Genomic DNA, 21439 nt, shown 5'->3' on the forward strand with positions numbered 1-21439 from the left:
GATGACGCAGATAGCTGTTTATGGGGCCGGAAGTTGGGGAACAGCCTTGGCAGTCTTGATGGCTAAGGCTGGAAATGCTGTCGCTTTGATTGGGCGCAACGAAGAAGAAATTCGGGAGATGCAAGAACGTCGTGAAAATCTTCGTTATTTACCTGGCGTTGTTTTGCCCAGATCGCTTGATCCAACAACGGATTTGAGTCGGCTCAATGCCGATTTGCTTATCTTGAGTGTACCTTCCCATGCTGTGCGCAGTACAGCCCAGCTTCTCAGACAGCATTTGCGCCCAGAAGCCCTAATCGTTAATACCGCCAAAGGTTTAGAAGAAGAGACTCATGAACGTCTGTCTCAAGTCCTAAAGGAAGAATTGCCAGGTCATCCGATTACAGTGCTTTCTGGTCCCAGTCATGCTGAGGAAGTGGGACGGGATATGCCAACGACCGTAGTTGTGGCTGCGGATAACCGCGAAGCGGGAGAAAGAGTTCAAGAGCTCATGATGACTCCGAAATTTCGGGTGTATACTAATCCTGATCTGATTGGCGTTGAGCTCGGAGGAGCCTTGAAAAACGTAATTGCTTTATGTACCGGAATTGCGGAAGGCCTTGGTTTTGGAGATAACACTAAGGCGGCTTTAATGACCCGCGGACTGGCCGAAATTGCCCGTTTAGGTGTAGCGATGGGGGGGAATCCCCTGACATTTGCGGGATTATCTGGAGTCGGGGATTTAATTGTAACCTGTACAAGCTTACATAGTCGTAATCGTCGGGCCGGAGTTGCGTTGGGGCAGGGAAAACCCTTAAACCAGGTTCTCCAAGAAGTAGGTATGGTTGTTGAAGGCGTCAGAACGGCCAAGGTTGCTTTTGAACTGAGTCAGGAATGGGGAATCAGTATGCCTATTATTGAAGAGGCTTACCGTGTGCTTTTTGAGGGCTATGATCCGAAAGTTGCAGTTTCGAATTTGATGATGCGCGGTAAAAAGCACGAGCTTGAGCAAGTAGCCCAGATTGCCTTTGATCAAAGAATCTAAAAAGGTCAATGCAAAGATTAATCCGTTGAATTTATAAACTGATTTCTAACCGTAGGATAAACCTACGGTTTTTCTTTGTGCTACTAACAGAAAGTATAAATTTTTGGCAGATAGCATAAGTGCAACCAGCGGTTTTCGCTTTCCTACGATGAATGCGGTTAAGTTCGACAGGATAAGGCGACTAAGGCCACCGCTTTGGCGCTGACCAAGTCTTCTATATCGCAAAGCTCGGCGAAAGCCGGGTTTTCTTTATAAAATATTATTTCTATTTATTGATCGCTGACATATTTGCCGAATGAAGTCAATATACTTATACTGCGTAACGTGCTAGTCCAGTTATCCGGAACCAGATCTTGCCACAAGGAGGTGGAAGGGAGATAAGGTGGGGGCCCTTCCCCGGTTTTGGGATAGCACTCAATAAGGGAGGGAATTTTAGTGGAAAAAGTGGACATTTTTAAAGATATTGCCGAGCGTACAGGGGGCGATATCTACCTTGGAGTCGTTGGACCAGTCCGCACTGGGAAGTCCACCTTCATCAAACGTTTCATGGATCTTCTGGTCCTGCCCAATATCACAGATGTGTTTGAACGGGAACGGGCTAATGATGAACTGCCTCAAAGTGGTTCAGGTAGACAGATTACGACGACGGAACCCAAGTTTATTCCATCCGATGCGGTCGAAATCTTAGTCCGAGATAACATCCAATTGAAAGTTCGGTTAGTGGACTGTGTAGGTTATGCGGTAGAAGGTGCAATTGGCTATGAGTCCGAAGATGGGGAAGAGCCTCGGTTAGTCCGGACCTCCTGGAGCGAAGAACCGATTCCCTTCCAAGAAGCTGCAGAGATCGGAACGCGCAAAGTCATTACAGATCATTCAAGCCTTGGGATTGTCGTAACGACAGATGGGTCTATTACGGAGATCCCGAGAGACAATTATCTCGATGCTGAAGAGCGTGTGATCCTTGAATTAGGTCAGTTGGGAAAACCCTTTGTGATCGTTTTGAATACGACAAGACCTTATGCTGAACATACGATGGAGCTGAGTCGTTCCTTAGAAGAAAAATATAGTGTGCCTGTAATCCCCGTCGATTGCCTGGAAATGACCATCGAGGATATCACGCAAATCTTAGAAGAGGTCCTCTATGAATTCCCGGTGGCCGAAGTGAATATCGAAATTCCGAAGTGGGTTGAAGAGCTCGATTCGAGCCATCCTGTTCGCGCGAGTTTTGAAGAGGCTGTTCACCAATCTATCGAAGGAATTCGCCGCGTTAGGGACATTGATCAGGCCCTTGATAAACTGACAGAATGCCCGCAGGCCCAGGATGTTCTCCTGAAACAGATGAATCTTGGAACGGGAGTCGCTGATATTGAAATGACCGCAATTGAGGGGCTCTTCAAGGATGTTCTCGAAGAGATAACAGGCGTAAGCGTTGAGGGAGACCATACATTGCTGCGTTTAGTCATGGATTATAGCAAGGCGAAGAAGGAATGGGATAAATTGGCTCCAGCCATTGAAGAAGTGATGAACAGTGGCTATGGGGTCATTACTCCCTTACTTGAAGAAATGTTTCTTGAAGAGCCTGAACTCGTTAAATCAGGCGGACATTATGGAATCAAACTCAAAGCCAGCGCTCCGTCCCTGCATATCATTCGGGCGGATGTAACCACTGAAATCACTCCGCTCATAGGCACGGAAAAACAAGCGGAAGAACTCGTACGTTATATTCTCGATGAATTCGAATCTGATCCGAAGAAAGTATGGGAATCGAATATCTTTGGTAAATCCCTTCATGATTTAGTCCGTGAAGGAGTGCAGAACAAACTCTATCGGATGCCCGAGAATGCTCAACATAAACTTCAGGATACTTTACAACGGATCGTTAATGATGGCAGTGGTGGGCTCATTTGCATCATTATATAAATGAAGCTTTAAGTTAAATTAAGTATCCCAAACCTCGTATAACGATGATGCAATCATGCGTCATTAGAGATACGAGGTTTTTATTTTCGGGAGTGTGTTGCCTATTTAGAGGCATTTGCTTATAATTGTTCTAGATTTAGAGGGGAATGGGAGAGGAAAAACGTGGCTACTCGAAACAAAGATTTTTTGATGGTAAGTAAGGATATATTACCCGATGCCATCGTGAAAACGGCTCAGGCCAAAGAATTATTAGCTAAAGGGGACTGCAATACCGTTAATGATGCAGTCGAAAGGGTTAGAATTAGCCGCAGTGCGTTTTATAAGTACAAGGATGGGGTTTTTCCTTTTTATGAGGCGAGCAAAGAAAAAATCATAACGATCTCTCTGATCCTTGAAAATATAGCCGGGGTTCTATCCAACACCTTAAATTTTATCGCGAGCTTTCAGGTTAATGTGTTAACGATTAACCAGGGCATCCCGTTGCAAGGCGTGGCCAATGTTTCAATATCGTTTGAGACAGCAGAAATGGTTGATACACCTGAGAGTCTATTAGCTGGTTTAAGCGAGATTGAAGGGGTGCGTAAGATCGAGGTTATCGGGCAGAATTAAGCTGTGAAAGGGGTAGAGATAAAGTTTCACTTGCATTTTCTTTTTGGGTGTGTTAATTTATATAAGTCCCACAATTGAGGGATAGTTAATATTTTCGGGGCGTGGCTCAGCTTGGTAGAGCGCTACCTTGGGGTGGTAGAGGTCGCACGTTCAAATCGTGTCGCTCCGACCAAAAACAAAATTTACCAGTAGGATAAAATAGACTCAGAACCTTGGTATAAAGATAGATATGGAAAATATCGGGGGTTGGACAATTTACCGATAAATATTTAATAAATATCTATTAGTTTAGCTAGGTTCACCTAAGAATTACGTCAAGATTCCGTCAAAGGTTGTCGGACATTTAGGTTTAAATATTGAGAAATGCCTATTCATTTGAGTGGGTGTTTCTTTATGTTTAAGCCTTTTTTTTCAATTTATAAATAAAATTTTAATGCAAACCTTTTTACTGGAGTAGTATCATTTTAGTATAGTCAGAAAACTCATAATTATGGTAATAATATCCATTAAGAAAGTAGGTAATCCAGATGCGAGGCTATGACAAAGAGTTCAAAGAAGAGGCCATCAAATTGTCTTATGAATTAGGGATTAGAGCAGCTGCAGAACAACTGGGGGTCCCAGGAACTACGTTATACACATGGAGAAACCGAACCAAACAGTATGGATCCATCGCTTTTGTAGGGAGTGCAAATAAACGAATCGATCCAAAAACCGCAGAAGTCAGAGCCATGGAGAAGAAAATAAAAGAACTTGAAATCAAAGAGAAAATTAGGGTGCTAGATATTATCATACACAAACCTTCCAATACTTGCCTTTTCTATTTTGACACAATAGAATAAAGAGAAAAGTGTATCGAAGTAATAGGATATTTGTTCTGCTGAATTAGCTATAAGAAATCTTATAGAAATCTAACCAGATATTGGTTGGTGGCGATAAAACCAAACAGAATCAGAGTTCTAGTTGACAGTAAAACTGTTGAGCATTATGAGAACTCAAGGACCATATTACCTGAGTAGGGATGATGAATTTTGACAGGAAAGCGTCTGACTGATGTAACCTTTACGAGGGCAACACTATGAATTTTGTAGAACTGTTCCAGAAATACAATTCTTTGTTAAGGGAAAACCAAAAACTTCAGAATGAAATTAGTAGGCTGAAAGAGCAGTTGAACAAAATAAAGCAACCCGATGATACTAATTTGAATGTTGATGTTGCAGACTCTAAAATTGGTCAACTATCCTTCTTAAGCAATTTAGAAACAGCCATTGAGGAAAAACTGCAGCCTATCAATGTGAACAAATACTCAGACTCAATGGAAAAGGTACAACTTTTTAGATCATTGTTTAGAGGCAGAGAGGATGTCTTTGCCAAGCGGTGGCAAAACCAAAAGGGCTATTCAGGATACTCGCCGGTTTGCAGTAATGAATGGCAGAAGGGGCTTTGTCCTAAACCAAAGGGAAAGTGCTCCGAATGTATTCATAAAGCATACGTTCCATTGAGTGACACTTTGGTTGATGAGCATTTGAGGGGTAAAATTATCGCCGGGATTTTTCCATTGTTGCTAGATGAAAATTGCTGGTTTGTTGCAGCTGATTTTGATGATGAAGAGTGGCAAAAAGATATCAGCGCCGTCCGTGAGGTTTGTGAGGAGTTCGATATACCGATTGCAGTTGAACGCTCACGCTCGGGAAACGGTGCCCATGTTTGGATATTCTTTGAGCAAGCGATAGGAGCTTCTTTAGCCAGAAAGCTTGGTTCGGCAATCATAACTTTCACCATGAGCAAAAGACATGAAATGAATTTTAAATCCTACGACCGTCTCTTCCCTAATCAAGATACCATGCCAAAGGGTAATCTTGGAAATCTCATTGCCCTGCCTCTTCAGAGAGTGGCGAGAGAGAAAAGCAATAGTGTTTTCATTAATGAGAATTTCCAAGCCTACGAAGACCAGTGGGATTTTCTTTCATCGCTTAGAAAACTTTCTGAGGAAGAAGTCGAAAACTACATTGGCAGGTTAATGCCACGGTCAAGAACTCGGTGTGCTGCAAAAAGATGAAGATGATACGCCTAAACCTTGGGAAACAGTCAAAGTCCATTTGTCGAAAGAGGATTACCCCCCGGACACTGAGATAGTCAGAGGCAGCATGCTCTATATATCGAAGTCAGGTTTTAGCGAAAGGGCCCTTAACCAGATTAAAAGGCTGGCTGCGTTTAAAAATCCCGAGTTCTACAAAGCTCAGGCTATGCGGATGCCTACCTATGATAAACCGAGAGTTATTTCCTGTTCAGAAGAGATTGCCGAATATATCTGTTTACCAAGGGGTTGTGAAGAAGTACTAGATAAGATGCTAAAGGACGCTGAAGTTTCGATCAACTGGATTGATAAAACCAATCAGGGAAGAATCATTAACGTAGAGTTTAATGGATGTCTTAGAGAAGAGCAGCAGATTGCCGCGCGGGAAATGCTAAGACATACGAATGGGGTACTCTCGGGTACGACGGCTTTTGGCAAGACTGTTGTAGCAATCAATCTAATTGCTGAGCGACAAACTAACACGTTGATCCTGGTAGACAAAGTCAGCCTTGCTTTGCAGTGGAAAGAGCGGCTTGAGGAGTTCCTCATTATCAATGAGGTCATAACAGAAGGAGATACGAAAAAGCGCAAGCGGAAAGATCAGCTAAGCATCATTGGTCAGCTTGGAGGGGGAAAAGACAGTTTAGCTGGGATCGTAGACATTGCGGTCATGCAGTCTCTGTATAGACAAGGTGAAGTAAAAGAGTGTGTGAAAAATTACGGCATGGTTATTGTGGATGAATGCCATCATGTGTCTGCTGTTAGTTTTGAGCAGGTTTTGAAACAGATATCAGCCAAATATGTTTACGGTTTAACAGCAACGCCGATTCGTAAGGACGGACATCATCCGATTATTTTCATGCAGTGCGGCCCCATCCGGTATCGTGATGATGCCTTGAAGCAAGCCGCAAAACGGCCATTTGAACATTATATCGTTCCTCGTTTTACTTCCTTCAGAGTACCTTTGGATAAATTAGAAAAGGAAATTACTATCCAAGAATTGTATTCGGAGATCGTTGTCAATGAAATGCGAAATCAACAGATTATCGAAGATGTTATCAAATGCCATGAAAACGGCCGGAACTGTTTAGTTTTAACCGAACGAACTGCCCATGTAGAGTGGATTGCCAAGGAATTAAGTAAAACCTTTCCGGACGTCATTTCGCTAACTGGGGGTATGGGAGCAAAAGCAGCGAAAGAAATGAGGGAAAGGATTGCAAACCAGGTAGATAACCCCTTAATTTTAGTGGCGACAGGGAAGTATATCGGGGAAGGTTTTGATGAACCGCGGCTTGATACGCTGTTCTTGGCTATGCCTATATCTTGGAAAGGTACTCTGCAGCAGTATGCCGGTAGGCTTCACCGTTTGTGTGAAGGCAAAAGTGAAGTACAGATTTATGATTACGTAGATTTCAATGTCAGGATGCTGGATAAGATGTACCACAAACGCCTGTCAGGTTACGTTTCAATCGGATATAAGGCAAAAGGAGAAACCCTTGGGCCTGATGCCATTGACATAATTTTTAATAAGCAGAGCTTCATGCCTGTATACAGCAACGACCTTATTAGCGCAGAAAGGGAAATAATCATTGTTAGCCCTTTCATAACCAAGAAGGGGGTCCTGCATATGATGGAATATTTGCGGGCTGCACTTGAGAAAAAGGTAAAGGTTGTTGTTGTCACCAGACCTAAGGAAGATTTCAAGGGTAAGAATCCCGCGGGTTTAGTAGAAGCACTTGAACTATTAAAGGAAGAAAAGATAAGCCTTGTTTTACGCTCCAATATCCATCAAAAGTTTGCGGTTATGGACCAAAAGCTGGTATGGTACGGCAGCATTAATCTGTTGAGCTTTGGCAGTTCTGAAGAGAGCATAATGCGGCTTGAAAGTCCAAATGTCGCGCATGAGCTCATAAAAAGTATATGAGTTCGCCTAACGCTCGTACGTTTCATGAATAAAGGCGGGAAGTGCGGTTACGTGCTAAGACCATTCACTTTGTGATATACTCTTAATAAATTGAAATAACAGATTCAATAATTTAGGCAGGGGTGAAAATAATGGAAAACCGTGAGGTTTTATTAAAAGAACTGGAACAGATCCCCGATCCCATTCTTGTTGAGATACTAAATTATGTACGCTTTTTAAAGGCTAAGGCAGCTCAAGAAAAGTTTTCGTCAGCCCATATGAGCGAAAACATATTAGCAAAAGATTGGCTGCTCCCGGAGGAAGATGACGCATGGAACGATTTGTAAAAAGGGGATGTTGTTGTTGTCCCTTTTCCGTTTTCTGATTTGACGCAAGCCCAAAGACGACCTGCCTTGGTTGTTTTGTCACTCAAGGGCGATGATCTTATCCTTTGCCAGATTACCAGCCAAAATGTAAGGGATGATTACGCTGTAACTTTTGATGAACAGGATATGAACGATGGCAAACTAGACAAGACCAGCAATATCAGGCCTAACCGGATATTTACTGCTGATCATCACATCGTTCTCTATCGTATTGGTAGTTTAGTTCCAGCGAAAATGGAAAAAGTGATTGAGCGTCTAATTGATATTATTGCAAACGAATGATTTGAATTGGACCAACGTAATTATGGTTTGGGCACAGATGAAAAGAAGTTGGTTGTCTGTTGTTTTTAGACGTGATGAGAAGAATTTCAGGCTCAAGCAAATTTAAGCTTAAAGACTAAGAAGTACCCACTCTTTTTACGGAGAATGGGTACTTCTTAGTCTTTAAATAGGTTGTTACAGATAAACTTAATGGCGAATACCCCTTTTACTCAATTGAGCTTTATCAAATCGATTTGGGTCTATTGAAAACCTTTTTGTCTATAGTTTGACTCTGTATTGGTAGAATTGTACCGATAAAAACTACAAGGTATATAATGCTAGCAATAATAATCCCCATAGTTACTATTCTGCCAAATTTGTCGGTAGGAACGATGTCACTTCCAACTGTCGAAAATGTTGCTATAACGAAATAAACCAGTCGCTGAACATTAATAGCTCCTTCAGACCCAAAGAAGTTAAAGTCAATTTTCCAAACGAGTAAGACCTCAGTATAAAGGATTTGGACTATTGTAATAAACCAGACCAACATACCAATGTATTTAGCGTACCATTTATAACCTTGTTTATTATTTGATTTTGGAAAGAGTAAACGTGGGTTGCTGCTTACCAGTAACAAACCTCTGATGGATATTATATGGCTGAGAATGAGTCCTAAAGCAATTGGGAACTTAAAAAAACGGACGCTTTCAAGATCTAAAGTCAAAAGGTAAAATAAAAGGATTAACGGAACTATAAAGGAATAACTTAATGCTGGCCATGAATTATTGCCTTGATCATCCAGAAAGATTCCACGGAAACATATATTGTATGGAACATCAAAATCAATCAATCGGCAATGGAAGAACATGGTAGAAAACGGATCTTCGTGGTATAATTAAAGGATAATATAGAATGAAAAAGGTGAATCAATGGATATTTACTTATTACTTGATTTATACAAAGCAATCATAGACGAGCGCAGGCCCTTCGAGGGAGAACTGCTGAAACAACTTCAAGATTACTATCGCATTGGCCTTACTTGGTCTTCGAATGCTCTTGAAGGGAATACCCTTACAGAAAGTGAAACCAAAGTGCTGCTTGAGGATGGATTAACAATTGGGGGCAAACCTTTACGTTATACTTTTGAGGCAATTGGTCATGCCAAAGCCTACGATTTCATGTTCACGCTGCTTAAAAATCGAACTATAACGGAAAATGATATTCTCACCATGCATCAGATGTTTTATGAGAGTATTGAAAGTGAGTACGCAGGAAAATACCGTGATCTCGATGTGTTTATTTCCGGTTCCAAATATCCTGTGGCAGAACCGAAACGTATCCAGACAGAAATGGATGAACTGTTTAAATGGATCGAAGCTGAAAGAGAAAAGCTTCATCCGGTCGTTTTCGCAGCACAGCTCCATAAACGTTTCGTTTTTATCCATCCGTTTAAAGATGGAAATGGAAGAATCGCTCGGCTAATCATGAATACAGCACTGATCCAGGATGGATACATGTTAGCTGTGATTCCTCCGATTCTTAGACATGAGTACATTCAGCTTCTTGAAAAAGCGCATAGAGATGACAAACCCTTTGAAGAGTTTATTGCAGAGAGGGTCATTGAATCACAGAAAGAAATTATGCGCCTTTTGCACATACCAATACCTAAGCTTTAAAGGGTATGTGACTCTAATACCAAAGGGTTTTCAACAAGCTAATGTTATAAACAATAATGAATTCAAGCCCTTAGTATCTCATCAGAAAGAACAATTTAAGCCGCTCGTAGAGTGGCTTTTTTACATGAAGTTGATGAATGAGTTCCTCTAGGTCCAGGCCAATACGAGGCTGGAAATATCAAAGTTGTCTGCCCTCATTGTTATTTAGCTCCGACCACTAAATTAAGTCTTTAAGGGCTTTTTTGTTGCCTTTTTTGAAGCATCAAGGCGTTTTTATCTAAGAGTGATTCGAAAAAGATGTGTCTGAATGGCGTTAATATAGAAGCTAATCATTAACCATAGAGGATTGAGATCATAAAATATAATGTATGAACGAGGAATCTAGAGCAATACCCTTTAATGAAGAGAAGTTTTCAGGTATTTCGCATATGGTATTAGGAAATGAGGGGAATCCTATTTTTTTATTGACAACCTGCTACTTTATGCTAAAATTGTTCTCGATGGGAATTTGGGTCACCGGATAATTGTTCGGCTCGGATTCCTTCCTATTTTGTAAAAGAAAAGGGGGCAACGATGACAAAATGAGCAATTCTCTGGGACGTCATGTGTTGGCTGAGATCTATGGTTGTAGTTTCGATATTCTTAATGACCGAGAAAAGGTCGAAACGATCATGGTCAACGCAGCCCTGGAAGCAGGAGCAGAAGTACGTGAGGTTGTATTTCACAAGTTCAGTCCACAGGGAGTCAGCGGCGTTGTTGTTATTTCAGAATCCCATTTAGCCATTCATACGTGGCCAGAACTTGGATATGCAGCGGTAGACGTCTTCACGTGTGGGGATCGTGTCAATCCCTGGGATGCCTGCAATTATGTTACCGAACAATTTAAGGCAGGTCATATGACTGCGACCGAAATGAAACGCGGAATTGTAGAGGATCCAAATGAAGCGGTAAATCTTTAGGAGGGATATTTATTTTATTCCAGACTAAGATGTCGGCTGACTAATAGGCCTTGTGACATGTTTGTTACAAGGTCTATTAATTTTCAGGATATAAGTCCATAGACTTGCAAAAGATAAAATCATAACCTCCGGCGACAATTCACTTGGCAGGAATTTAAGGTTTTTTATAGAATAATGTTTAGATTAGGCTCAAAAAGTTAAGGAGAGATGGTCTTGTTCCCACTCAAAGAAAGCTTTATGAGAGAACTCAAAGAGATTAATGATACATTGGCTCGTGAAATACGATTTAAAGCGACAGAATTCGAAGATCTCGTCGATTTATCTGCAGACGACCTAGATGAAAATGCATGTCCTTTAATTGTGTTAGCGATAAATCGTTCTTTCAGGGGAAATGTCCGTCCGGCAGTTGCGCTGGCTATGATCGTTCAATATATTTTTTTGGCGGATCAAGTTCATCACCTCATGAAAGATACTCCTGATTTAGAAGAAGAGAAACGACAGTTTCCGGTATTGGTTGGGGATTTCCTCTATGGGAAATTCTTTTTAGGGTTATGCAAAAACAAACTTTTAAACTTATTGGCCCCTTTGGCCCGGGTCATTGCAGTTATGAATGAGGGCGCTATTTCTCGTTGGCTCATAAATGGAAAAGGTAGCGAAAGTGAGCAGCTTAAAATACTGGAAATGGAGCGTGCGAACTTAACAGGCGTAGCTGCACGGCTAAGCGCTGAACTGGCAGGCTGCTCTGAGAAGATCCAAAACCGATGTGAAGCTCTGGGGTGGGAATTAGGGCTTGCCTGGGCGGCTTGGCGCGATCATATGGAACGGCGAGTTGTTCAACAATCCTTGTTCCGGGCAAAAGAGATTCTTCAGGAAATACCTGAGGCAGAGGCCAAACCTCTTCACGAGCTTTATCAATATATGGAAAGGAGCTTGGGAGAAGCCGTATGAGTAAAGTTAGAGTTTTTTTAGAAATGATTAAATTTGAGCATACTTTATTTGCGCTACCGTTTGCCTATTTAGGTGCTTTCTTAGCCTCGAACGGTTTTCCAACCTTGGAAAAGTTTATTTGGATTACTTTAGCCATGGTTGGAGCACGTACAGCGGCTATGTCCCTCAATCGATTAATAGACCGTTATATAGACGCTCGCAATGCCAGAACAAGTGAACGAGCGATCCCGTCGGGAAAATTAAACAAAAAGGAAGTTTATCTCTATACGGTTTTATCTTTTCTATTGCTGGGAGTTTCCGCGTATCAGCTGAATTGGCTTTCTTTTAAATTGATGCCGATTGCCGTTTTTTTTCTTGTCCTTTACTCCTATACAAAACGATTTACGTGGATGTGCCATCTCGTGATGGGAATATCTCTTGGCTTAGCTCCAGCTGGGGCTTGGATTGGGGTGACAGGACATTGGGCATTGCCCCCAATTCTTCTGGGCTTGGGAGTCATGTTTTGGTCGGCAGGTTTTGATATTGTCTACGCCTGCCAGGATGTTGATTTTGACCGTAAAGAAGGGTTATTTTCAATTCCAGCCGTTTTTGGGATAACTCGCGGGTTAGAGGTTTCAATCGGTTTCCATGTTATTGCCCCGTTATTATTTATCACGATGGGTATTGTTGCTGGTTTGCACTGGTTATATTTCACGGGAGTTGCGATTGCCATTATTCTCCTTTTCCGGCAGCATCAGATTGTCTCAGCCAGCGATCTCTCCCAAGTAGGAGTGGCTTTCTTTAATATGAATGGTTATCTGAGCGTTCTTCTTTTTATCTGCGGAGTTTTGGATATCGTTTTATTAAAGTAAATAACAAGGTTTGTGTGAGTCTATCCGCTGATTTAGCGCCACTAAAACTCCTAATTCTTAAGTGGAAGATAACTAGAAAATCAGTGGTGAGCCTTAGTTGCCTTATACTCTCCTGGGATAAGATGAAACTTACTTCAGTTGGAGTTATAACACCAATTGAAGTAAGTTTCCTTTATCGCTTGACGCAAGCTAAATTTTCGTTAGGGGGAACAACATGTTATCGCTTTTTGCCCAGAGTGAGCTGAAAGACCTTATTGAGAAGGTGGAAAAAGAGGAGCGACTCGATTACAAGGCGGGTGTCCGATTAATGAAAAGCAAGGACATCTTGGCTCTTGGATATCTGGCTAATTCTCTGCGCGAACGGAAAAATGGGGATCAAACATATTTTCTTGGTAATCGTCAAGGATTTGAAAATCAAGACGCTACTCATCGCCTAGACATAAAAACGAATGCCCCGATGCAGTATGGACAGGGCGAGACAGTGGAAGAGAGAATTGATCATTTGCTCCAACTGCGTGAACTTCAAGATAAAACAGGTGGCTTTTTATCGTTTACTCCCTTCGCCGGCGACCCCAAAAACACAAAAATCAAAGAGAACATGGGGGTAGAGAGCACAACGGGATTTGAAGATCTACGAATGCTCGCGGTCTCAAGGATTCTTTTAGATAATTTCGATCATATTAAAGCCTTTTGGAGGGTACTCGGACCGAAGCTGGCCCAAGTTTCTTTGGAGTTCGGGGTAGATGACTTAGATGGTACAGTTGTCGAGGATAAAAACACCCCTGCGGCCGGGGCAGATACGGAACAGGTTATGTACAAGAAAGCTCTTATTAAGATGATTCATAAGGCCGGACGGCATGCGATTGAGCGGGATACCCTCTACCAGGTCATTAAGGATTATGGGCGTGCAGGAGGGCAAGACTAATGAGAGATCAAACGAAGACGCTTCAAATTCTTGAAAAACGTTTAACTGGCGAGCGTTTAAAGGTGGACGATGGAGTTTATTTACTGGAGAATGCTGAGCTCTTGTTACTCGGTGAGGCGGCAGATCAGGTTCGTAATCAAATGCATCCAGAAAAGATTGTTACCTTCGTCATCGATCGTAATATTAACTATACAAATGTTTGCACAAGCAAGTGCAAATTCTGTGCTTTCTACCGTAAGCCCGGGGACCCTGAAGGATATGTTTTGTCACGGGAAGAATTACATGCTAAAATTGAAGAGACAGTAGCTCAGGGGGGAACCCAACTTTTAATTCAAGGCGGATTGAATCCGGATCTTGGACTTGAATATTTTGAGAATATGCTCAGGGATATCAAAGCGAATTTCCCAATTCATATTCATTCCTTTAGCCCGCCGGAAATCTGGGATTTAGCCGAAAAAAGTGGGTTGAGCATCCGTGAAGTGATCAGTCGGTTAAAAGCAGCGGGACTCGATTCCATCCCAGGTGGTGGTGCAGAAATCCTCGATGATCGTGTCAGGGGACTCATTAGTCCAAATAAAGTGAAGTGGCGGCCTTGGATGGAAGTGATGACCACAGCTCAATCCTTAGGCATGACAACCACCGCCACAATGATGTTTGGACATGTTGAGACGATGGAAGAACGAATTCTTCATATGGTTCGTGTTCGGGAAGCGCAGGAAATGTACGGCGGATTTACCGCTTTTATTCCCTGGAGTTATGCTCCTCGTCATACTGAACTCGGCGGGGAAGGTTCGACTGGGGTTGAATACTTAAGAACTTTAGCCGTATCGCGGCTCATCCTCGATAATGTCCCGAACATTCAGGCATCATGGGTAACGCAGGGGGCTAAAATGGCCCAAGTGGCGTTGCGTTTTGGAGCTAATGACTTTGGCAGTACAATGCTTGAGGAGAATGTCGTACGCGCTGCAGGAGTATCCACTCGTGTTCCCCTTCAAGAGATAATTCATTGTATCGAAGATGCAGGATATACAGCAGTTCAGCGTAATACGCATTATGAACAGTTAAAGGTTTATGGGAAGGATGTGTAGAAATGCGCAGGCGGAAACGTGAAGACGTCAACATGCCACTTATGGAGCATATCCAAGATTTACGGAAAGTTCTAGTTGTCTCTGCCTATGCCATTGCTTTAGGATCAGTACTGGGGTGGGTCTTTAGTGGTAAGGTTTTTGCATATTTGGCAAGCCCTATTCTTGCTCTAACTGGCGTGTCTTTTATTACAACCACTCCCATGGAACCCATGATGGTCAAGCTTAAAGTTTCTATAGTTACTGGGGTTGTTTTAGCTTTACCAGTTCTTTTGTGGCAGATTTGGTCCTTTGTCTTACCCGCTCTAAAGCAGACAGAGCGCAAGTATTTGTATATGATTATGCCGAGCTCCTTAATCCTCTTTGCTCTTGGAGCCGCCTTTAGCTTTTTCTTTGTAATCCCAATCGGGACTAAATTTTTATTGCTATCGGTTGGTGGGGCTGTTCAATCGACCCCTTTGGTAACGCAAAGCTCATATCTCAGCTTTTTAATCACGTTTATCTTGACCTTTGGATTGGTATTTCAGCTTCCAGTTGTTCTCTTACTTTTAATACGCATAGGAGTCCTTTCTCCGAACACACTCGCGAAAAAGCGGAAATGGGCATTCTTCATAATCATTGCGCTAACCATGCTTATCGCACCGACCCCGGATATGCTTACTCAAGCTTTAATGGCTGGCTCGATGTATTTACTCTATGAAATCAGTATTTGGTTAGGTTATCTTGTTGTCAGAAAACGGGAAAAAGCGTTAAATGCATCATAGGAGGGGAATATTATGGGAATCTCACTTTCTGAACTCCTCATTCTGATGGTGATCGGTCTGATTTTGTTTGGACCTGAAGATTTACCGGATGTTGCACGAGCTGCAGGAAAGATCGTTTATGAGATAAAAAAAATGATGAGTGAAGCAACCAAGGATTTCAAAGATGTCGTGAATACTCCTATGAATGTCATAACTAAGACTTTTGAGGAATCAGTTAAACCTGCTTTTGAAGAGAAAAGTACGAACTCGAAAACGCAAACGGTTACGGTACAAGAAAGCACTGAACCGAAGGAAGAGCTTCTTACCTATGATGAAGTGGAGAATTCTTCTTCGAAACCCCAGAACGAAGAGCAGGATAATGTTGACGATCCTCTAGCCGAGCTGCCGGCAGCTATGGTATCATATAAAGTTGAAAAAAAGGGTGCAAGCAGGTGAACCGGTTTTGAAACAATTATGGTTGTTTAATCAGATTAACTCGGATCTTCAACGTGTAGAGAAAGAACTCCATCGGTTCGTTGAAACGGATTTCCCGGTTCTCCAGGATTCAGCAGTTCATTTATTGGATGCTGGAGGTAAGCGTTTACGTCCCGCATTTGTGCTCTTAGCGGGAAAATTTTATGGCTATCCCATTGCGAAGTTACAGCCGGTGGCTATGGCTTTAGAACTCATCCATATGGCAACACTTGTTCATGATGATGTGGTTGACGATTCTCAAACTCGACGGGGAAGACCTACGGTCAAAGCCAAGTGGGGTAATGTCGTTTCCGTTGCGACAGGAGATTATCTACTGGCTCGATCCCTTGAACTCATAGCTCAGATCAATCATCCAGAAGTTTCACGAATTCTAGCCGAGGTTAGTGTTGAAATGAGCCAAGGCGAAATTCAGCAAATCAAGGGCTCCTTTGATGTTAGGCAGAATCTAAAGCAATACTATTATCGGATTAAGCGAAAAACCGCAATGCTTATTGAAGCCAGTTGTAAACTGGGTGCCATTGTTTCTGATGCGCCCAAACGGCAAGTATGGGTACTTGGGGCTTATGGGCATGCCATAGGAATGGCTTTTCAAATTGTTGATGATGTTTTGGATGTCACTGCTGAAGCGTCTCAGTTGGGGAAACCAGTCGGAGGAGATTTACAGCAAGGAATCATGACTTTGCCTATGATTATTGCCTTAGATCGTTCCTCCCAGAAAGAGCACTTATTATATTTATTGGGGAAACAAGATAAATCCGAGCAGGAGGTTCAAGAGACGATTCAGCTTATCAAAGATTCAGGCGCGATTGATGAATCCATGCGTTGCGTAGACCTATACATTAGTAAAGCAAAAAGTTATCTTCAAGAATTACCTAATGTTCCGACGCGGAAAGCGTTAGAAGATTTGGCACAGTTTATTCGAGATCGAAATTTTTAGTCTCAACCTGCAAAGCCCCACCTTAGAGAATGAAAAGAGCTCAGTTCATCTTCTAAGGTGGGGCTTTTGCAGAGAAGTCGAGTTAATAGCAGGGTTGAAAACATACCGTGGGCTGAGTCTAGTGCAAATCGTTATTATGGGAAATGGATATGTAATCGTACGAATAAGTACAAATGAATCGCCTAGTGGAAGCTATGACAATATTTAGAAAGCATAGTTATCAAAGAAGTGTGTATTATAGGAAAATCCGGCAAAAAACCGGATTGAACCGAGGTAATGGTAAATATACTGAGATATAGCCTAAATGGTCACCAAATCTAGATTTCAATTTATTTTTTTAATATGTTAGAATCTAATTGTATTGGTTTAGACATAATTTGTCATTCTTATTGTGAAAGTGTAGACAAACTTAAAGAAAGGGGTTTGATCCATTGTGTTAAAGCATCATTCTAAAATTACCTTAACTCGACGAACCGCTTTAAAGATTGGAGTATTAACTACAGCATCCCTTGTCATAGGAGTTTCACCGCTTCAGAAATTTCAGGCAACTAGTGTTCAGGCTGCCGGAAACACTGAAAGCAGCCCCAAACAACTCGGCTTCTCCCATAACCAGAACACTTGTATCGGTTGTCGAAGCTGCGAGTATGCTTGCAAGAAACTATATAAGTGGGAAGAAGGAGTCAAGTGGCGAACAGTTTATACTCAAACGACGGAAGATAAGCCTAAGCCTTTCTTTCTATCGATGAGTTGTAATCATTGTGCAGATCCGGCCTGCCTTAAAGTCTGCCCTGTAGGTGCCTATACAAAACGGGAGAAAGACGGGATTGTTGTTCATGACTCTTCAAGATGCGTAGGATGTGGTTATTGCTTATATGCCTGCCCTTATCATGCCCCGCAATTTGGTAAAACGAGTGGCGCTGTTTCCAAATGTAGTTTCTGCTATCAAAGACAAGACAATGGGGAAAACCCTGCTTGTGTTGATGCGTGCCCTACCAAAGCCCTTAAATTTGGGGACGTGGAGGAACTTAAAAAACAGGAAGGGGCTGTGTTTCAAATTTCAGGTATGCCTACACCTAAAATAACCAATCCTTCCTTGGTGATTATCCCTAAAAAAGGATAATAAGTGAAATCAAAATGAGAAGTGCGTAATCGAGAAAAGTAGATAAAGATTTGGAGGTATCGCTCATGGAATTACATTGGGGATGGTTCATCGTTATTTATCTTTTTTTAGGTGGTTTAGGTGCGGGAGCTTATCTTACTTCCTTTGCCGCAGGGAAAGGCTGGCTCGGAAATTCCCCAGCTCTTCAGCGTGTCGGTTATTATATTTCGGCACCGGTAGTAGCATTTGGAACTTTACTTTTGGTTTTTGATCTAGGTCAAGGATTGAAAAAACCATGGCTATTGATCGGCTTACTTGCTAACCCACGTTCGGTGATGACTTGGGGTGTCTACATCTTGGCATGCTTTATCTCAGTTGGGTTAGTCGTTGCCTATTTTTCATTAAGGAAAAGAGAAGTTCCAAAAGGACTCTTATACTTTGGTGCAATTCTTGCTTTAGCAACGGGTACATATACAGGATTACTCTTAGCTGTTACTAAAGCAGTGCCTATTTGGAATACATATCTGATGCCCGTTTTGTTTGTAGTCTCCGCCCTTTCAACGGGGCTGTCGTCGTCCTCCTTACTCAGTTATTTGATTGAAAAAGGAAAGAAAACGGATGAACGGAAAGTTTGTAAGATACATTTTGGGTTAGTTGGAGCCGAAATCATTCTTCTCGTAATTTTCTTTGGAACTATGCTTTCTGGTCTTCATGGAGCGGTTGGGGTTCAATCTGCCAAGATGATCCTTTCAGGCTCAATTGCCGTGACCTTTTGGATTTTGCTTGTTGGTGGAGGGCTAGTTATTCCACTTATAGTTTTTGTTAATAATTATAAAAAGTTGATGCAATATAAAATAAGAGGACAAGTTAAACTCGATCTTGTCCCTGATATGAGCCAAGCAGAAGAAACCGCGGTAGCTTCTGAAGAACCTGATTGTACACGTTCGATGTTAACTGTTGATACTGGGGTCATTATTGGAGGTTTCATCTTACGCTATGTCATGATTTTTGCGGCTCTTCCCCTATGGAATGGTATACTTCAATAATAATAGAGGATAAAAGTTAATACGAGCAAAGCTTAGGCCTAATATAAGGGCAGCAAGAAAAGCTTTGCTTTTTTTTTATTTTTGAAAAAAATTGAACAAGCCCCCAAAATTAATCGGTTAAAGCTGAAAAAGCACTTATGCAAAAGAAAGATATCAGAAAAGAGTCTGATGTTACTGTAGGAGAATTGAAATATATATAGTAAAATGACAACAAGATAGTTCTTTAATGTATAAGATAAAAAGCGAGTGGAGGTATTTCATGAATGATCAATCTGAAGGTGTAATGGAAAAAGTCTGGAATATTTTCAGTTCAATGAAGACTGGAGTATTTCTCCTAGGTGTTGTAGCTGTCGTCTCCGGTATCGGAACTTTGATTCCTCAGGAAGCACTCGATCCTAAGGGAGCTCAGTCGGTAAGTGCGATTTGGAAGACGCTCGGGTTTACGCATTTGTATGCAACAATCTGGTTTCGGCTGGTACTCGGGCTACTCTGTGTTAATCTAATCGTATGCAGCGTACAACGGTTTAGCGGGATTTATCGTAAAACGTTTAAACCCAATCCTCCGCAATCGTCCAAAGCTATTCCTCAAAAGATTCAAGCTAAAATCTCTGGCCCTGAAAGTGAATTACGTGCGGCAGTGATGAAAGTACTCACTGGTAAAGGATATCGACTAACCACGAGCGAACAAGAGGGGCGCTGGAGTTTTATTGCGCAAAAGCGTCGATGGGGAAATTGGGGGTCTTTGCTTACCCATCTTGCCTTCGTAGTTCTTATTCTCGGCGCTCTTGTTGGATCGATGATCGGTTTCAAGGGATACTTTATGGCAGGTGTAGGAGATACGCTCCCGATCAAACAGATCGAAGTGAGCAAAGGAAATGTCAATGAAAATTTTAGTATGAAGATCAACTCAGCCGAGGATCGGAAGCTGGCCAACGGCGAACGAGATAACTGGTATACGGATATGAGTATTATCGAGTCGGGGAAAGAGGTCGCACGACAAACACTATCGGTTAATCACCCGTTTACTTATCAAGGTGTAACTTTTTATCAAGCTAACTTTGCCCAAGGCGGTAAATTTACAGTGGATTTGAAGGGACAGAAGATTCCTGTTGTCCTTCAGGATCAAGGCGGAAACTACTTCCAAGTGCCCGGAACAGATCTTTACTTATTTCTCTCTGCTATGAAAGCCGATCCAAAGGCGCCGGTTGTCCTTTATCAAGTCTACCAAGGAAACTCACCCATAAAAATGGGGCAAATGAGTTTGGGACAAGCTGATAACATAGACAACACTTTTACGTTAACTTTTGACGGTATGGCAGGCTATACAGGCCTGCAAGTAAAAAAAGACCCAGGTGTAAATGTGGTTTGGTTGGGATGTGCACTTTTAATGCTGGGACTAATCCTCTCCTTCTATTGGAGACCGCATACACTAAGCGGTATCATCGAGACGAAAAAGGAATCCAGCTTACTTTTGGGGGCAGTCCGTGGTAGACTTGCAGTGGGGACACAAGAGGAGTTTAATCAGGCTGTGACTGATGTAGAGGGGCTAATTACGGCTGGTTCGGCTGGAAGTTGAAGATGAAAGTCATTAAAAAGAGGGAGAGTGTAACATGAACGAAACCCTAAATAACATCGAAGTTGCGATGTTTTACCTCATGATTATTGCCTATTTATTGAGCACAGTTATGTATTGGCTGACACTCGTCTCAAAAAAGGTATGGCTTGAACATTTGGCTACGGGAATCACCATCCTTGGCTTAGCAGGGAATACAGTTGCACTCATTGTGCGAACAATCATTGCGCAGAGACCCCCCTTATCGAATGGGTACGAATTTATTCTTACGTTTTGTTGGGGCATTGTTGCCGTCTATCTGTTTGCGGAATTTAGGTATAAGATAAAAGCCTTAGGTAGTTTTGTCATGCCTCTTCCGTTTCTTCTTTTGACGTTCATCATTATGAAAATGGGTCCAGAAGAGCGTGTTGCCTCAGCCATCCCACCCGCTCTGAAAAGCCAGTGGTTGACGTTTCACGTAATAACGGCCATGCTCGCGTATGGAGCTTTCGCTATTTCTTTTGGCTTAGGGGTAATGTATTTACTTAAATCTCGCTCCGATGATGAAAATGGGAAGTCTAACGCCAAAGGATGGATTTCACGTTTTCCTGCGTCTCAAATATTAGATGAGCTCGCATATAAGATCATTGGATTTGCATTCCCATTGCTGACCCTTTGTATTATAACGGGTGCTATCTGGGCGAACTATGCTTGGGGCACTTATTGGTCCTGGGATCCGAAGGAAACCTGGTCCTTAATTACTTGGATTATCTATGCTGCTTATCTCCATGTGCGTTTGATGTATGGCTGGAAAGGAAAAAAAGCGGCCTGGATGGAGGTTTTTGGTTTTCTTGCGGTTTTGTTCACCTTCTTTGGTGTAAATTATCTCCTGCCTGGACTTCATTCTTACGCTTAAGGAAAAATAATTTAAAAAGGGGGAATTCTT

Annotated in this window: 22 protein-coding genes and 1 tRNA gene; 22 read left to right on the forward strand and 1 reads right to left on the reverse strand. The window is 42.1% G+C overall.

The features are described from left to right. Nucleotide 1 precedes the first annotated feature (1 nt). The 9 genes from VM640_RS02995 (at nt 2) to VM640_RS03035 (ending at nt 8198) form a co-directional block, all read left to right on the forward strand. The gene (locus VM640_RS02995) at nt 2-1024 is read left to right on the forward strand and encodes an NAD(P)H-dependent glycerol-3-phosphate dehydrogenase (RefSeq protein WP_325389778.1); all 1023 of its coding nucleotides are present in this window, start codon (nt 2-4) and stop codon (nt 1022-1024) included. Between the two features lie 435 nt (nt 1025-1459). Next, a complete protein-coding gene (spoIVA, locus tag VM640_RS03000) occupies nt 1460-2944 on the forward strand; it encodes a stage IV sporulation protein A (RefSeq protein ID WP_325389780.1) in 1485 nt (494 codons plus the stop codon). Between the two features lie 162 nt (nt 2945-3106). Then, the gene (locus VM640_RS03005) at nt 3107-3553 is read left to right on the forward strand and encodes an ACT domain-containing protein (protein WP_325389782.1); all 447 of its coding nucleotides are present in this window, start codon (nt 3107-3109) and stop codon (nt 3551-3553) included. 95 nt (nt 3554-3648) lie between these two features. Beyond that, nucleotides 3649-3725: transfer RNA gene (locus VM640_RS03010), tRNA-Pro, on the forward strand. Nucleotides 3726-4080: 355 nt separating this feature from the next. Beyond that, on the forward strand, nt 4081-4392 hold the full coding sequence (locus tag VM640_RS03015) for a transposase (RefSeq protein WP_325389784.1): 312 nt from the start codon (nt 4081-4083) through the stop codon (nt 4390-4392). A 236-nt stretch (nt 4393-4628) separates the two neighbouring features. After that, nucleotides 4629-5609: a TOTE conflict system archaeo-eukaryotic primase domain-containing protein gene (locus VM640_RS03020; RefSeq protein WP_325389786.1), complete on the forward strand. Its 981-nt coding sequence runs from the start codon at nt 4629-4631 to the stop codon at nt 5607-5609. Next, a complete protein-coding gene (locus VM640_RS03025; RefSeq protein ID WP_325389788.1) occupies nt 5593-7551 on the forward strand; it encodes a DEAD/DEAH box helicase family protein in 1959 nt (652 codons plus the stop codon). The genes VM640_RS03020 and VM640_RS03025 overlap by 17 nt, the downstream gene beginning before the upstream one ends. Before the next feature lie 131 nt (nt 7552-7682). Continuing rightward, nucleotides 7683-7877 (forward strand): DUF2281 domain-containing protein, encoded by a 195-nt coding sequence (locus VM640_RS03030; RefSeq protein ID WP_325389790.1) that lies wholly within the window; start codon nt 7683-7685, stop codon nt 7875-7877. Nucleotides 7878-7916: 39 nt separating this feature from the next. Next, on the forward strand, nt 7917-8198 hold the full coding sequence (locus VM640_RS03035) for a type II toxin-antitoxin system PemK/MazF family toxin (protein WP_325389792.1): 282 nt from the start codon (nt 7917-7919) through the stop codon (nt 8196-8198). A gap of 223 nt (nt 8199-8421) precedes the next feature. Here the strand turns inward: VM640_RS03035 and VM640_RS03040 are convergent, their stop codons facing one another. Further along, nucleotides 8422-9027 (reverse strand): ion channel, encoded by a 606-nt coding sequence (locus tag VM640_RS03040; RefSeq protein WP_325389794.1) that lies wholly within the window; start codon nt 9025-9027, stop codon nt 8422-8424. 79 nt (nt 9028-9106) lie between these two features. Between VM640_RS03040 and VM640_RS03045 the strand changes: the two genes are divergently transcribed. The 13 genes from VM640_RS03045 to ccsB all read left to right on the forward strand — a co-directional run bounded on the left by VM640_RS03045 (nt 9107) and on the right by ccsB (nt 21409). Further along, on the forward strand, nt 9107-9853 hold the full coding sequence (locus VM640_RS03045) for a Fic family protein (protein ID WP_325389796.1): 747 nt from the start codon (nt 9107-9109) through the stop codon (nt 9851-9853). A 581-nt stretch (nt 9854-10434) separates the two neighbouring features. After that, nucleotides 10435-10812 (forward strand): adenosylmethionine decarboxylase, encoded by a 378-nt coding sequence (speD, locus tag VM640_RS03050; protein WP_325389798.1) that lies wholly within the window; start codon nt 10435-10437, stop codon nt 10810-10812. A gap of 213 nt (nt 10813-11025) precedes the next feature. Next, nucleotides 11026-11760, forward strand: a complete 735-nt coding sequence (locus tag VM640_RS03055; protein ID WP_414647887.1) for a polyprenyl synthetase family protein — start codon at nt 11026-11028, stop codon at nt 11758-11760. Then, on the forward strand, nt 11757-12611 hold the full coding sequence (locus VM640_RS03060; RefSeq protein WP_325389802.1) for a UbiA-like polyprenyltransferase: 855 nt from the start codon (nt 11757-11759) through the stop codon (nt 12609-12611). The genes VM640_RS03055 and VM640_RS03060 overlap by 4 nt, the downstream gene beginning before the upstream one ends. A 214-nt stretch (nt 12612-12825) precedes the next feature. Then, on the forward strand, nt 12826-13536 hold the full coding sequence (locus VM640_RS03065) for an FO synthase (protein WP_325389804.1): 711 nt from the start codon (nt 12826-12828) through the stop codon (nt 13534-13536). After that, entirely contained in the window at nt 13536-14624 is a 1089-nt protein-coding gene (gene mqnC / locus VM640_RS03070; protein WP_325389806.1) for a cyclic dehypoxanthinyl futalosine synthase, read from the forward strand. Before VM640_RS03065 ends, mqnC begins: the two co-directional genes overlap by 1 nt. Nucleotides 14625-14626: 2 nt before the next feature. Then, on the forward strand, nt 14627-15385 hold the full coding sequence (gene tatC, locus VM640_RS03075; protein ID WP_325389808.1) for a twin-arginine translocase subunit TatC: 759 nt from the start codon (nt 14627-14629) through the stop codon (nt 15383-15385). Between the two features lie 12 nt (nt 15386-15397). Further along, complete coding sequence (locus tag VM640_RS03080) at nt 15398-15820, forward strand: Sec-independent protein translocase subunit TatA/TatB (RefSeq protein WP_325389810.1); 423 nt, start codon at nt 15398-15400, stop codon at nt 15818-15820. 7 nt (nt 15821-15827) lie between these two features. Further along, nucleotides 15828-16796: a polyprenyl synthetase family protein gene (locus tag VM640_RS03085; protein ID WP_325389812.1), complete on the forward strand. Its 969-nt coding sequence runs from the start codon at nt 15828-15830 to the stop codon at nt 16794-16796. Between the two features lie 433 nt (nt 16797-17229). Further along, nucleotides 17230-17916, forward strand: coding sequence for a 4Fe-4S dicluster domain-containing protein (locus VM640_RS03090; RefSeq protein ID WP_325389814.1), 687 nt, complete (start codon nt 17230-17232; stop codon nt 17914-17916). Between the two features lie 65 nt (nt 17917-17981). Continuing rightward, the gene (gene nrfD, locus VM640_RS03095) at nt 17982-18941 is read left to right on the forward strand and encodes an NrfD/PsrC family molybdoenzyme membrane anchor subunit (RefSeq protein WP_325389816.1); all 960 of its coding nucleotides are present in this window, start codon (nt 17982-17984) and stop codon (nt 18939-18941) included. Nucleotides 18942-19200: 259 nt separating this feature from the next. Continuing rightward, on the forward strand, nt 19201-20517 hold the full coding sequence (resB, locus tag VM640_RS03100; protein WP_325389818.1) for a cytochrome c biogenesis protein ResB: 1317 nt from the start codon (nt 19201-19203) through the stop codon (nt 20515-20517). Between the two features lie 34 nt (nt 20518-20551). Next, nucleotides 20552-21409 (forward strand): c-type cytochrome biogenesis protein CcsB, encoded by an 858-nt coding sequence (gene ccsB, locus VM640_RS03105; protein ID WP_325389820.1) that lies wholly within the window; start codon nt 20552-20554, stop codon nt 21407-21409. Nucleotides 21410-21439: the final 30 nt, after the last annotated feature.

This window comes from Desulfitobacterium sp. (assembly GCF_035539115.1).
Lineage (GTDB): Bacteria > Bacillota > Desulfitobacteriia > Desulfitobacteriales > Desulfitobacteriaceae > Desulfitobacterium_A.